Consider the following 14308-nt stretch of genomic DNA (forward strand, 5'->3'; position numbering starts at 1 on the left):
CCCGAACAAACAACAAAGCGCCCCTACTGTTGTGAGGCGCCAGAACGGCTGCGAAGCACGCGCGATACGATCGACTGGCCGTGTTTCATGATTCGGTTCCGATTGCCGTCATTATGCAGCTTGCGGATCATTCCCATGAATGATTTCGTATATTGTTCAGGTGAAAAATGATTCCGGATCCGCGCCATTCCCGCTGTCCGGATCGATTCCCGCACCGGTACGTTACGCATCAGGTCAACGGCTTCGTCGATCGCCGCCAATAAATTGCCGCGTGGATAGATTTTGCCGGTCTCGTTATGCACGATAAAGCGGCGGATCCCGTCCGAATCGGTCGACAGCACCGGACATCGGCATAGCAGCGCTTCCGCGACCGCGTAGCCGAAGCCCTCCAAGATCGAGGTGGAGGCTAAGAAACCGCCGGAATCGCCGACGATGGAATAATAATCCGCCATTAAGTCATGCGGGACGCAATCGTAACGATATAGCCTCGGCTCAAGGCCGAGCATAGCGACGAACTGGTCGAATGCCGCTTTCTCCTGAGGATCGAACAACGACTGATCTTCGAACATCCACAGCTGCAGGGTTGGATATTGGGCGGACAGCCGATGACCAAGCTCCAGATACTCCCGCCAATTTTTGTTCGCTTCGATGCGACCGACCCAAGCCATAATCGGAGCATGATACGCCGGATAGGACTCATAACCGAATTTGCCGACGGGCAGCGGGTCGTCGAAGCAGAACTGCGGCAGGTCCGCCAAATGCGCCTCCATCAGCTCCTTCAGATGCTTCGTCTGTGGATATAGGATCGCAGTGGCATGCTCGCGAATCGAAGCTTCGAAGCGCGTTATAATTTCTTTGGCCGTCTCCGGCGTTCCGAGCCCCTGCACCTCGTAGATCAGGCTGCCTTTATAGCCGAGCGCCCGAATCGATTCCATCAGATAACTGTCCGTACAGACGACAATGACGTCGTATTGTTCCCGCTGCAGCAGCGCTTGCAGCTCTGCGTCATCATTGAAGATAAAGGTTTTGATGTTCTTGATGTTTTTTTTGCCGTTGCCGTCTATTTTGTAGAGGAGATGGCACTCGACGCCTTGCTCCTGCAGCGCTTCGCATCGAATGCGGTTTAACGTTTCCATGCCGCCGCTTGGATTGTAGAAGGTGAAAAGGATCTTCATCCGTTAACCTCACTCCTGCCCTAAGGTGCCTGATTCGATAAGACTCCTGAACGCGTCCGTCCAGAACAGTTCCTCGGTATACCCCGGTCTCACCGGAGCTTCACTCGTCCGATAACCAACGTCCCGATGGTCAGGCGTGTAATAACCGGACATGTAATTCCGCCCCATGCGGTTCAGCTGCCGGGTGAGCACTTGCAGATCCAATGTATTCACAAAATGGTCTCTTCCTAATACCATGACCATAGGCGTCTTGACGTAAGGCAGTGTTTCCTTAATGGCTTTGATCTGCGTCCGCTTAGGCAGCCAACGAATGATCGTTGTCGGATGGGATACTTGCGACACCGCCCGCGTCACCTGCTGGTCCAAACTGAGATCTATGACGAAGAAGTGATAGTTGCTGTACACTTGCTCGTACAGATTCTCGATTCTCTCGATGGCCTGGGCGTCGGCTACCTGGAGCGGGCACAAGATCGATACCTCGGGCTCGATTTTGCGGCGTATCCGGGCTTGATGCCTTGCCAGATGGAACGCGTAGCGCCACTTGCGATGCTGCAGAATCGATTTGAGCGTTGACGATACGCTTAGCGTGGAGTCCACCCGGTAATTCATCAGCTCGACGGGGATGAATCGGATGTCGCACAACTCCGACAGCCGAAGCCAATACTCATAATCTTCGACCGGTTCCATCTTATAGCCATCGATCATCTTCGCGTATTGGGCCTTGTACATAAATGAGACGCCGACGATGGAGCCATTCATCAGCTCTTCCTTGGGCTGAGATTGATACTGCCGTTGCAGCATGAGGCTTTTGTCGTTCAGAATGCGATTGCCGTCATTATCAATCGAGTGGAAGGAACTGTATACGAGTCCCAGCTGGTCCGGACCGTTGTGGAGGGCACGACGCAGCACTTCCAGAAACTGCGGATGGTACGTATTGTCGCTGGATACCCAAGTCCAGTAGCGGAGTTTCGGATCGTCTTTTAACACGTCAAATCCGGTATTGAGCGCTGTACCTACGCCTTTGTTCTTCGGATACGACACGATCTTAACGCGTTCGTCTCCCCGTACGTATTCGCGAACGAACGGCTCCATCTCCGGCGCACCGTCTATCACGATCACCATACGGAAAGTCGTTAACGTCTGGGACAGTACCGATTGGATGGCTGCTTCCAGATAGGCGGGAACTTGTTTATAGACCGGCATGACGATACCTACATCAACCATCTTTTTCATACACCCTCCAAAGTGGAAAAGGAATCCATTCCATACATCGTATGAATCCCGGGGCGGTTTGCTTGTGCGTCTTCCCATATGTAACAAGATGAACGCGGGAGCCGGAAGGACTCCGGAGCTGCCGCGCGTTCATTCGCTATTCCTGAATTATCGGCGTATCGCCACTTACGGAATCGGAGTCAAGGCCGGAATGAACGTCAGTTCCGATTGCAAGATGCCTTGGTTCGTGACCAAATTGCCGAACTCGTCCAAGCCGAAGACCGAGAAGATACTGTTCGGGATAGGCGTGATGATGCTCATCTGTACGACATAAGCGACATTGCCTGCGATGTTGAAGCTTCGAATGTCCGCCGAATCGGCAGCCACCGAGTAGCTGACTTGATAGACGGGCGTAAGCACCAGCGTAGTTTCTGGGACCGCGAAAATGTGAACGATTATCGTAGCCGATGCATTCTGGTCCATGTTATGCGTGCTGACGATAACATTCGTAGCCGCTGTGCCAAAGTCACGTGTGTTCGTAACAATACCAGTTGTATAAGGCATGCTCTCACCTCCTCCATACTTAACTTCTATCAGACTATGTCGAAGCCGTAACGGAATGTGGGGAGATGAAAGAGTCCATTCGCCTTTTTTGCTCGAAGTTACCGTATTGTACAGGCGTATGCTAATAGAAGACATATAGTAGGGAGGAATATATTTACTAGAGAGGAGATTGTCCTATATGCCAGCGTTTAATTTCCCGGTCACCGCGCCGGGTCTCCCGGAGTTCGAGCCCGCCATTGCGGTCAACCTGCTCAATCCGGCGATCATGATTGCTGTTGCAGTGGACACGAACAATCCTGGCAATACCCCGCAAACCGGCGTATATCGCTCTGTCGATGGGGGCGCAAACTGGACGACCATTCATATTCTTCCGCTTCCGGCGCCATTTACCTCAGCGGAAGCCCCTTTTGTCGCTTACGCTTTCCCTAATACCTTCTATGTCACTGCTCATGCATTCGATACCACATCGGATGGAACCTGCATCGTATATAAATCTACCAACAATGGAACCGACTTCGATCCGCCTGTCATCGTCAATCGCGGGTACGGCTCGTACATTAACAATGACGAAACGCTTGTTACCGTCGATAACGGCCAATCCAGCCCCTACTTCGGCAACGTCTACGTGTCCTACAACCATCAGTTCAATGTCCAAAATAACGGTAACTCGACCGCCTTCGTGAATCGCTCCAATAATGGGGGAACGACTTGGGACCAGCCCGATCTGCTCTCCTCCGAATCTACCCGCGTCGAACGGCCGGACGTTACCGTGAATCTGGTCGGTCAAGTGTACGGGGCCTGGATAACGAATGCGCCGACCACGAACTTCATCGTCCGCCGTTCCGACGATGGCGGCACGACCTATAATCAACAGGTCATCGTCTCTCCGGTCGTCCTCGTTCCGACGGTTCTGCCCGTGCCGAACTATGCATTCCGGGTGCTCACTTTCGCGAATATTGCCACCGACAATTCGGTCGGCCCCTTCACCAACCGCGTCTATGCGGTGTGGCAGGATTTCCAGCTCGGTTACTCGGATATTTTCATGTCGATCTCTAATGACCGCGGTCAGTCGTGGTCCGTACCGGTCAGCATCACGAATGCGACTCCAGGCTCGCAGAACTTCTTCCCGGCCATCGACGTAGACCCGCTGCTTGGCGTCGTCAATGTCATCTATTACAGCAATCAGCTGAACGGCTTTGACCTCGACGTATTCGTCGCCAGATCTATTAATGGAGGCGCCACATTTACGAACTCCCGCGTGACGACCACGTCCTTCAGTCCTAATGGCAGTAGTCCTACGCCAGTCCCCATTATTGGCGACTACATCGACATTATCAGCGTCCCGCCCGGCGGTTATATCGGGATATGGACGGATCTGCGCAACGGCAGCCTTCAGATCTACTGCGGCTATAATACAGACCCTGTCACCTAACCCAAGTTCAATCGCCAACCGTCAGGTTTTGGATAAAATACCGTCCCATTAGACACCTTAGTATAAAAGAGCAAAGAGGTGTCTCGATGAAGAAAACTGCAGCGGCCTGGCTATTCACCGCCTCCCTCCTTTGCATGCCTGCCCCGTCTGCTTCTGCGGCTTCTCCGACGGTAAGCCTGCGGAACGTATTTCGCACGATCGATGCGCAAGTAGGATGGAACCCGTCCACGAATCAAATTACCGTCACTCGGGAAGGCGTTAGTCTGCTGTTCACTCCCGGTTCCCGCATCGCCTATAAGAACGGCGTAGCCATTACGATGGATACGCCGATCACGATTGATAAAAAGACGAATCTATCGATGATCTCCGTCTACGCCATCTATCCGCTCGCCAAGAATAACGCCGACGAACATCACTATATCGTGCAATCGGGCGACACGCTCTCCGCCATTGCCAAGAAATACGGAGTCAGCGTGGCGAACTTGAAAGAATGGAGCGGCTTGACCACCGACCGCATCCTGCCGGGCGAGCATATTTACACGATGAATCCGAATTATATCGTCGAGTCGGGCGATACCCTCTACAGCATCGCGGCCAAATATGAGACGACAGTTGCGGCGATTAAGTCCGCCAATAACTTGACCAGCGATCTCATCGCTCTCGGCCAGCTGCTCTATATCCCGACTGAGCAAACCGTCACACCGCCAAGCACCTATGCAGATGGCCACTTCCCGCTCCTCAACGACACGTATGGTCCATTCGGCAATACGTACGGTGATACCCGCAGCTATACGTTGGGCGAGACGGAGCGTGTCCATGAGGGCAACGACATCGAGGCCAATCAATGGACGCCAATCTTCTCCGTCTATGACGGCCGGATCGTCCGCAAAGGGTGGAGCACCCTCGGCGGCTGGCGGCTCTCCATCGAGACGCCGGACAAGAAAACGGTCTTCTATTACGCCCATCTCGCGGCATATGCCAAGGGCATAACCAATGGGATGCAGATCAAGCAAGGGCAGCTGATCGGCTATGTGGGTTCGACAGGGTACGGCCCTGCCGGCACTTCCGGCAAATTCATCAACCATCTTCACTTCGGCATGTACGATTCGACTACGGCGACTTGGAAGGCGCTTAATCCTTACACGCGGTTGAAATGGTGGGAGAAGCAGTAGAGGGGCTTTGCCCCTGGGGACCCCATTTTTCCGACTTTTCAAAGCCACCACCTTTAAGGGCACCGTTCTTTCGCCTCCCCCTTCCCCCTCCATCGGAGGAGAACCAGAGGGCAACCGCCCAGCTTATGCTTCCGAAGTGAGTTTTCCATCCGGAAAACTCTGAGGACACCCGTAATCGCTAGACTCGGGACGCGGCCGTCTTCGATGTGTCCTTTCGCGATTGGCCCGCTTTTGTCGCTGTAGGTTAGGCTGGCTGCTAGCCACGCTTAACCTTCCGGGCGACAAAGCTCTCTTTTCGAGCTTCGTACGCGGCTGTGTGCCTTGGGGTGTAGACTCAATGGTAAGAGGGGATCTCGCGCTTGTCAGTTGACTCTCGCTTGACGTCCGCTTATGCGGACACGCTTACTCTCATACAAACCAGCAGATCAACTATCGACATAAAGCAAAAAGCTCCGTGCGACGCACGGAGCTTTTTGCTTCGTTACTTATTAGAGCTTGCAATTACTTGCGAATGAAGTAGCCGATTACTTCTTTCGTTTCTTGATTGAATACCACCGTCAGCGGTCCGAGCAGCTCGTCTTGGTCCGTGTTGTACGTGACCGAGATCAGCTTGCTTTGGCTAGCGACGAGGTCGGCCAACGCTTCCTTTTGCTTGTCGTCAACCGGCATGATCGCGGCATGGCTTGCGTCAATGATGGAGACCAACGCTTCATCCTTTGCCGTCTTGATGTGGCTCTTCTGATCTGCCGACAGGAGCGACCAGGAAAGCTCGCGGTATTCTTTCACGGTTTCCATATCCGGCTGCTCATCCGTGACGACCAGTACGAAGAGCGGGCTTTGCGGCGGCAGACTCTTCGTCTCGAACGGACCGTAGTAGGCGCGTACATTCGTGCCCGGCTTGATCTGCGTCCAGTCGACCGGCTGGCCTTGCTTGTTGATCACCATTGTCTCTTTACCTGTATTAAGCGTAAGCGTTGGCGTTTCTACGCCGTCTTTCACCTCGCTGAATTGCACCTTCCAGCCTTCATCCGTCTTCGTTACCGCGGACACGGCCTGCTCGATAATCGAACGTTGGGTACCGACTTGAATCGTCGCCGCGTGGGATTGTCCCGGGTAGCTCATCGCGATGATCGGTCCGTATTCGGAAGTAATCTGCATGCCCGCCTTCAGATCCTTCGCTTGGAAGCTCTTGCCTTCCGCGTCAGTCAACACGGTATCTTTGTCCGCGCTCAGAATGATCCATCTGTTCGTGCCAAGCCCGTAGACTTCGAGGCGATACGAATCTTCCACTTGCGTCACGCTCGAGATGACGCCGGAGATCATCACGTAATCCATGTCCTCTTCCGCCTCCTGGTTCTGAAGCTCGATCTGCTTGCCGCTCCAGCTCAGCTCATAGCCCAGCGCTTCGGCCGTATCGCGGACAGGCAGATACGCTTTGCCGTTAATGTACACCGGATGAAGCGAAGTGGATTCGCCATTCACGGTCACGGACACATCGCCGCGCAGCATCCCGCTGACTTTCTCGACGACGCCTCCCGCTCCCGCGATTGCCGAAGTTGTAAGTACGCCTGCTGCTGTCATAAGTATAATCCAATTTTGTTTTTTCATCGGATATTCTCCTCTGCTCTTATCAAGTTGTCAGGCTTGTTGAACCTGCTGTGCCCTACTAGACGCCGCTAGTTTCGAAAAGGTTACAGACGGTTGCAAAAAAAATAAAAAACGCCTCCCGCATGGAGCGGGAAGCGTTCAACTGACACGATTAATCTTCGATAAGCGACTTTACGAAACGAAGCGCGAACAGCACCATGTTGATCAGATCGAGGTAGATGTTGACGACCATGAGCGGAATCTCGCTCTCGTCGAAACCTTCCTTCGCCATCCGGTTGAAATCATAGAGCGTGTAGCCGATGAAGACGAGCAGACCGAAGCCGGAGTAGACGGTCTCCATCATGCCGTCGAATGGAATGAAGAACTGCATCAGACCGATGACGATCAGACCAATGACGGAAGCGAATAGGAAGCCGCCTAAGAAGCGGAAATCCTCTTTGGTCCGGCTTGCATAGATCGCAAGTCCCGCATACACGATTACGGCGACGGCCACCGTCTGGATGACGACCGTAGATCCGATAGCCGCAATGTAATAGCTAAGCGAGAACTGCAGCGTGGCGCCGGATACCAGCATGAAGCCGTACATGAGCGGGTAGCCGATCTTCGTCGAACGTCTTAAGAAAAAGATCGAGATTAACAGCACCAGCTCGACGATATAGAGCGGGATACGCGCCACATCCGGCAGCTGCGTGCCGATAAACATGCCGGCAACCGAAACGATCAGGGCGAAGAAGAAGGTCAGCATCAGCTTCTGCATCGGATTGCGGTAACTTGGGGAAGAACTGTAATTCATACTTTCAAACTCCTCTTGAATAAAGTGGTCTTACTTGCTCGCGCTGCCCGAACGACCCGGGGTAGCTCGGAACGAACCCAGGATAAGCTTCATCCCTTCGATCTTGAGCTGATCCATGCGAATGACCCAATCCTTGAATACGTCATAGGTTTCCTCGGATACGCCGAAGTGGTGCTTCAGCTCGGACAGCATGCTTCTCTCATTCTCATTGTAGTCACCATCGGCGAAAATAAGAAGCAAGATTTCAAGAAAGATGATGTGCTTGACCTGCTCGTCTTGAAGTTCGCCGATAATGGCCCCGATCTCCCTCGGCTGGCCCACGGCGAAGAAGGTGTCCGGCAAATCCATCTCGCCCATATAGGTCTTTAGCGACAGTTGCTCCTTGCGGTTGACGAAGCCGTCCGCGTTCGCGATGAGGTGGGCAAGCTCCAGGAAAGCCAGCTTATGCGCTTTCTCTTGCAGAAAATGTAAGAACATGGCGTGCACTCCCTTGATATGGTCAGATGGGCAATGACGTTACATTCGACATCCTTTTCCTTTTTCCTACCAATCTCCTAGCTATCAGCGAACTTTATTTGGCACCGACGCTTACGGAAATGCTATATTCTGGGACCCGCATCTAGCCAGGGAGCCTGAGCCATTGACGTCGAAGCCCCCTGGAACCATAATGCCGTTAATCGCTGACGGGATGCGTGCGAAGCCAGTTTAACATATCATCCAATGTTCGGACCGGAACAATATTGAGTGCTGGCGCCCCCTTCCGCGCTTCCTCCGCCTGCTCGTCCGGCACGAAGAATACGTCCGCGCCCGAGCGCCATACCACATACGCCTTCTGCTCGATCCCGCCGATCAGTCCGACCGTTCCGTCGGCGCCGATCGTTCCCGTGCCGGCTACCTGGTTGCCGTAGGTCACACCGCCCGGAGTTAACTGATCGATTAGCGTAAGAGCCAGAATAGCGCCATGCGACGGCCCGCCTTGATAAACAAGATAGGAGCGGTAGTCCACTTCGCGAGGCAGATCGGCATGCACCCTGTCCTCGATCTGGATGCCGAACACCGCACGCTCAGCATCATCAGCGCTCGGTTTGGTCATCGCGGCAATCTTCAGTTCCTCGCCGTCACGCTTGATGGCGAGGTTCAGCGTCTTCCCGGGCGCCACATCCGACATCACCTCGGACAATTCGGCTGCCGTAGCGACGGCTTTGCCGCCGACTGCCGTAATTTGATCGCCGGGCTTAAGGAGATCGACCACTGGACTGTCCTTCATGATCGCAAGCACATAGACGCCGGTCGGGATAATGCCTTGGCCAATGCCGACCCGCTGGAAGGCTACGGCGCTGCCGACCTCATTCGCGCCGACCCGCTGGCTGTGTGCCGCTTGCAGCTGCTCGCCGATCGATTGCGTCGTATCCCGTTTGCTGATGGCGATATGCGGGAACATGCGGGCATACACCCAGTCAATCGGGAAGGCCGGCCTGTCGATGACCAGCACGCCTTCGATATTGCCTTTCTCCGCACCTCCTTCGACTTGCGCATATCGGTTCATATTAAAGGTAAACCCGGGCGTCGTGACTTGATACGCGGTCGGCCAGAACAGAATCCCCGCAGTAGCGGTGATAACGACGACCCTTCGCAAGAGCCGCAATCGCCAGCTGACGCCTGCATCGCGTTCGGACAACGTAAGATCAAGCAGCGTGAACAGCCAAGCAGCCCCAAGCGCAACTCCGATCAACACAAGTTGGTACGCGTTCACCAGAATCATCAGGGCAGCGGCCAAGCTGCTCAACTGCACCAGCCAGTTGACAATCCGCCTAACTAGCTGCTTGCTGCCTCGTTCAGGCCGCAGCTTCCACGCGCCGATCATCCATAGGAACGGTATCGCGGCAAGCAGCTTGACGAGCCATTCCATCTGATCAATCCAGAAGTAGTCACCGATGCGGATAGGGTCTGCGATCCAGATGATCTCCCCCAGAATTGCGATTATTCCGAATAACCCGTACCCGATTACGTACAGGATTCTAGCTGCCTTCACTGGACTCCTCCTCAGCGCTGCAATATCAAAGACGGTAGACGGATGTTCGAATCGTTAGTACACATCGCGCCTCGTGAAGGAGACGAAGGCGACCGCAAGGGCCGAAATCCCCCACACGAGGAGCACGATGAAGGAAAAGCCGAGGGACATCCCCTCGATCGGCGGCGCCGCGTCCTCCAAGTAATCGATGAGCTCCAGGTTCACCATGAACAAATACTTGGCTGTCTCCCAAGAGGCGACCATTGAACTTAGAATCGTGCCGGCTATCAGGCAGGCAAGCATGATTCCCATAACGGCTGCCGTGCTGCGCACTAGAACAGAGAGCATGAACGTAATGGTAGCGATGATGAGAGAAACATACCAGGCAAGCCCAAGCTCCATGAGGATATATTCCCATTGCGGAAGCGTCCTTACCGACGTAGCGTCGAGTTCTCCGCCGCTGACGGCGAAGCCCGTCAACACGGGCGCATTCCAGCCCTGGAATCCGAATACCAGCCCCGATATAACCGCGGACAGCAAGCCGAAAATCGTAATGATGGCCGACACCGACAAGGTGAGCGCGACATATTTGCTGAGCAGGATCCGAGAACGTCTGATCGGCTTGGTCAACAGCACCTTCATCGTGCCGCCGCTGTGCTCGGAAGAGACGATATCGGCCGCAACGACCATGACCATCAGTGGCAGCAGCAAGTTGATCCCATTCTCGACGAACCCTCGCACGAAAGTAGGCGCACCGGGCTCGGACGGATTGATGTCGTGCTCCAGATAGTAACGCTGCTGTGCGATCCGAATCTCCAGCTCCTGCGTCTCTTCGGCCGTCCGGTTCCGCTCCAGACGGCTTTCCCACATCTGGATCCGCTGTTCCAGCGCCGTGCGCCAATCTACATCGCCGTACCGTTCGCGGTTCTCGATCGCCTGCTGATATTGCGCATAGGTGAACAAGGAGATCAGGATGGCGATAATGACGGTCACGACCACCAATCGCCGCTTGCCGGTTAGCTTCACCATCTCATTATAGACCAAATTAATCAATGCTCTGCCCCCCTGTCAGTTCAATGAACAGATCCTCGAGGGACGGCAGCTTGCGGCTCATCTCCATGACGGTAATACCGGCTTCGACTAACGCGGTATTCCACTGTCCGATACGCTCGGCGTCATATGGCGTAATGACCGTATCGCCCGCCAACTGAGCGTCAGGCGTAAGCCGGCTAAGCAACTCCAAGCCTGCCTGAAGCGGCGTCAGCCTCCAAATGACCCTTTCTTGGCTGGCGAGCAAGTCGCTGACCGTGCCGACCTGCACGACTCGTCCTTTGGATATAATCGCCACTCGGTCGCACATCAGCTGGATCTCGCTGAGCAAGTGACTGGATACGAGCACGCTCAGCCCCTCCCGCTCTGCAAGCGTTCGGATGAACTCCCTCATCTCGCGTATGCCGGATGGATCAAGACCATTCGTCGGCTCATCCAATATGAGCACCTTCGGCCTGCCGAGCAGCGCCTGCGCGATGCCAAGCCGTTGTCGCATCCCCAGCGAATAGGTCTTCACTTTATCGTGAATCCGGGCTTGTAGACCGACTAATTGAACGACCTCTCGAATTCTCGACTCATCCACCCCATCCATCATCCGGGCAAAATAAGCCAGATTGCTCCAGCCGCTCAAGTAAGGGTAGAGTTCCGGATTCTCGACGATACACCCCATCTGACGCATCGCTTCCGGGAATTGCTTATGTAAATCATAGCCGCATACATGAATCGATCCGGTCGTCGGCTTGATAAGGCCGACCAGCATGCGGATCGTCGTCGTCTTGCCTGCCCCGTTCGGGCCGAGGAAGCCGAATACCTCTCCCTGCCGCAGCTCGAAGTCGAGTTGATGAATAATTTCCCTCCTGCCTATTACCTTGCGCAGTCCCTTAACCGCCAGCGTTATCTCGCTCATTGCGCACCCCCTCACTCCGTAATCAACGCCGCGACCCGCTCGCCGATCAACTTGTAGCCCTCCGCATTCGGATGGAACAGATCCCGGGCCAAATAATCCAAAACCTGGAGCTGAAACAGATCGTATGTCGGCACCATCACCGTATCTGGATAGGCTGCGGCGATCTCGGCCGCGTTGAAGTTCCATTCGCGCACGATCTCGCTCGTTCGTTCATGATCCTCGAGTTCCATGAACGGGTTATACAAGCCGATCAGGAAGATGCGCGCCGTTGTATTAAGCGACCTTAGCTTGGTAAGGATCGTCGTCAAGTCTTGCTCATAAGCAAGCTCGATCGTTTCGATATTCGCTTCATCCAGCCGCTTAAGCGTCTGGCCGCCTTGGAACAAATCGTTCCCGCCGATGCTAAGCACGATAATATCCGCGGCCTTCACTTGACTGGCTGCGTTACTATCTTGATCCAACAGCGTGAGGAGTTCACTCGATATTTGACCGTTAACGGCCATATTCGTAAGCTCGATCTCATCATCAAGCTTGTCCTGCAGCAGGTCCGTCATATAACCGACATAGCCTTTTCCTTCGGGATCGCCCGCGCCGCGAGTCAAGGAATCGCCAAGCGCCGCAATCCGGAGGCGCCCATCATCAGCCACGATAGGGGCGGCCGGTTGTTCCTCTTCCGCCGGCGGCTTCTCGGCTACGACAGCCGGAGAATCGCCGAAATAATCGGTCATCGTCCAGGCAAGACCGCCCGCCCAGACGATACAAGAAACCGCCGCTGCCCCCATGAGCCATCCGATTGCTTTGCCGCGTCTTGTCATGATGATCAGCTCCTTTCCCCTGTGTTTCCTTATTCTCACCTTAACATTGACGCCTAATAGATGACAAATAGGAATGTAGCTTAAAACAGCCACTTCTAAGCGGGAAGCAGGCATAAAAAAAGACCGTCCGATTGCTCGGACAGTCTATATACGCGTCGATTATTCGAAACGTGCCAGGTAGTAATTCTTCTTCCCGCGGCGGAGCACCGCGTATTTGCTGTGCAAGCGCTGCTCAGCTTGAATCACATCGTCGATGCTCGTGAATTTCTGACCGTTGACGGATACGGCTCCGCTCTCGATGTCCTGCTTCGCTTGGCGGCGCGATGGCGCGGCGCCGACTTGGATCAGCAGATCGATCAGCTTGCTCTCCTCATTCGCCGGCACGACCGTCGTCGGCATATCCGCCAGCGCCTCAACCAGTTCGGACTCGCTAAGCTGCGTCACGTCCCCGGAGAAGAACGCTTGAGTAATTTTCTCCGCGCTGACGACCGCATCGCTGCCATGAACCAGCTTCGTCACTTCGCGCGCAAGCTCGCGCTGCGCGGTACGCTTCTCCGGATGCGAATTCAGCTCTTCTTCGAGCGCTTCGATCTGCTCGCGCGTCAGGAACGTGAAATATTTCAGGAACTTGATCACGTCATTATCGTCCGTATTGATCCAGAACTGGTAGAACTGGTACGCCGACGTCTTGCTGCGATCGAGCCAGATCGCGCCCGTCTCGGACTTGCCGAATTTCTTGCCATCGCTCTTCGTCACGAGCGGCATCGTCATGCCGAATGCGTCGCCGCCGCCCATCTTGCCGATCAGATCAAGGCCGGCCGTGATGTTGCCCCATTGGTCGCTGCCGCCGACTTGAAGGGCGCAGCCATGCTCGGTGTGCAGCTTGTGGAAGTCATAAGCTTGCAGAATCATGTAGCTGAACTCCGTGAACGATATGCCGTTCGCCAGACGGGAGTCGACCGAGTCCTTCGCCAGCATGTAGTTGACCGTGAAGTTCTTGCCCACGTCTCGCAGGAACGAGATGACGTCAAGCGGCGCGATCCAATCGTAGTTGCTGACAAGCTTCGCCGGATTATCTTGCACGTCGAAGTCCAGGAACCCGGACAGCTGGCGCTTCAGGCTGTCCGTCCACGACGCGACGGTGTCCGCCGTGTTGAGCGAGCGCTCCGAGGAACGTCCGCTGGGGTCGCCGATCAGACCGGTGCCGCCGCCGACCAAGGCAAGCGGAATATGGCCCGCCAGCTGGAAGCGGCGCAGGATGAGAATAGGCAACAGGCTGCCGATATGCAGGCTGTCCGCCGTCGGATCGAACCCGCAGTACAGCACGACGCGCTCGTTCTGAAGCTTTTTGCCAAGGCCTTCTTTATCCGTCATCTGGTAAACCAGACCGCGGTACTCCAGATCATCTAATAAATTCGTTACAGTGTTCGTCGACACGATTAACCCCTCCAACAATATCGTTCTTCATGCTTAACTTCCAAGCTTACGAGACTGCTTCCAAGACGATCGTTCCAGCCCTCATCCGCCACAATGAAAAAAGACCCGTCCTCTGTCATCGACAGGGACGAG

Annotated in this window: 13 protein-coding genes and 1 other annotated feature (1 of these 14 only partly in view); of the genes, 2 read left to right on the top strand and 11 right to left on the bottom strand. The window is 54.7% G+C overall.

Features of this window, described 5'->3' with window-relative positions; translation table 11 throughout:
- Positions 1–23 precede the first annotated feature (23 nt).
- The 3 genes from FHS18_RS11285 to FHS18_RS11295 form a co-directional block, all read right to left on the bottom strand.
- Complete coding sequence (locus FHS18_RS11285) at positions 24–1175, bottom strand: glycosyltransferase family 4 protein (RefSeq protein WP_183600075.1); 1152 nt, start codon at positions 1173–1175, stop codon at positions 24–26.
- Between the two features lie 9 nt (positions 1176–1184).
- Positions 1185–2408, bottom strand: a complete 1224-nt coding sequence (locus FHS18_RS11290) for a glycosyltransferase family 2 protein (RefSeq protein WP_246427591.1) — start codon at positions 2406–2408, stop codon at positions 1185–1187.
- A gap of 165 nt (positions 2409–2573) precedes the next feature.
- A complete protein-coding gene (locus FHS18_RS11295; RefSeq protein WP_183600077.1) occupies positions 2574–2951 on the bottom strand; it encodes a hypothetical protein in 378 nt (125 codons plus the stop codon).
- 178 nt (positions 2952–3129) lie between these two features.
- Here FHS18_RS11295 and FHS18_RS11300 point away from each other — a divergent pair, with 178 nt between their 5' ends.
- Both FHS18_RS11300 and FHS18_RS11305 read left to right on the top strand, forming a co-directional pair.
- On the top strand, positions 3130–4383 hold the full coding sequence (locus FHS18_RS11300) for a sialidase family protein (RefSeq protein WP_183600079.1): 1254 nt from the start codon (positions 3130–3132) through the stop codon (positions 4381–4383).
- A gap of 86 nt (positions 4384–4469) precedes the next feature.
- Positions 4470–5555 carry a LysM peptidoglycan-binding domain-containing protein gene (locus FHS18_RS11305; RefSeq protein WP_183600081.1) on the top strand — a complete coding sequence of 362 codons (1086 nt, stop codon included), beginning with the start codon at positions 4470–4472 and terminating at the stop codon, positions 5553–5555.
- 501 nt (positions 5556–6056) lie between these two features.
- Here the strand turns inward: FHS18_RS11305 and FHS18_RS11310 are convergent.
- The 8 genes from FHS18_RS11310 to tyrS form a co-directional block, all read right to left on the bottom strand.
- Positions 6057–7163 (bottom strand): stalk domain-containing protein, encoded by a 1107-nt coding sequence (locus tag FHS18_RS11310; RefSeq protein WP_183600083.1) that lies wholly within the window; start codon positions 7161–7163, stop codon positions 6057–6059.
- Positions 7164–7314: 151 nt separating this feature from the next.
- The gene (locus FHS18_RS11315) at positions 7315–7956 is read right to left on the bottom strand and encodes a Bax inhibitor-1/YccA family protein (protein WP_183600086.1); all 642 of its coding nucleotides are present in this window, start codon (positions 7954–7956) and stop codon (positions 7315–7317) included.
- A gap of 30 nt (positions 7957–7986) precedes the next feature.
- A complete protein-coding gene (locus FHS18_RS11320; protein WP_183600088.1) occupies positions 7987–8433 on the bottom strand; it encodes a TerB family tellurite resistance protein in 447 nt (148 codons plus the stop codon).
- 196 nt (positions 8434–8629) lie between these two features.
- Positions 8630–9988, bottom strand: a complete 1359-nt coding sequence (locus FHS18_RS35145) for a PDZ domain-containing protein (RefSeq protein ID WP_183600089.1) — start codon at positions 9986–9988, stop codon at positions 8630–8632.
- A gap of 54 nt (positions 9989–10042) precedes the next feature.
- Positions 10043–11020, bottom strand: coding sequence for an ABC transporter permease (locus tag FHS18_RS11330; protein ID WP_183600091.1), 978 nt, complete (start codon positions 11018–11020; stop codon positions 10043–10045).
- Positions 11013–11924, bottom strand: a complete 912-nt coding sequence (locus FHS18_RS11335) for an ABC transporter ATP-binding protein (protein ID WP_183600094.1) — start codon at positions 11922–11924, stop codon at positions 11013–11015. Before FHS18_RS11335 ends, FHS18_RS11330 begins: the two co-directional genes overlap by 8 nt.
- Positions 11925–11935: 11 nt before the next feature.
- Positions 11936–12739, bottom strand: a complete 804-nt coding sequence (locus FHS18_RS11340; protein ID WP_183600095.1) for a GDSL-type esterase/lipase family protein — start codon at positions 12737–12739, stop codon at positions 11936–11938.
- Between the two features lie 159 nt (positions 12740–12898).
- A complete protein-coding gene (gene tyrS / locus FHS18_RS11345) occupies positions 12899–14176 on the bottom strand; it encodes a tyrosine--tRNA ligase (RefSeq protein WP_183600097.1) in 1278 nt (425 codons plus the stop codon).
- Positions 14177–14296: 120 nt separating this feature from the next.
- Positions 14297–14308, bottom strand: a binding site (T-box leader); it runs 225 nt beyond the window's last position.

Source organism: Paenibacillus phyllosphaerae (genome assembly GCF_014192105.1).
Taxonomy (GTDB): domain Bacteria; phylum Bacillota; class Bacilli; order Paenibacillales; family Paenibacillaceae; genus Paenibacillus_Z; species Paenibacillus_Z phyllosphaerae.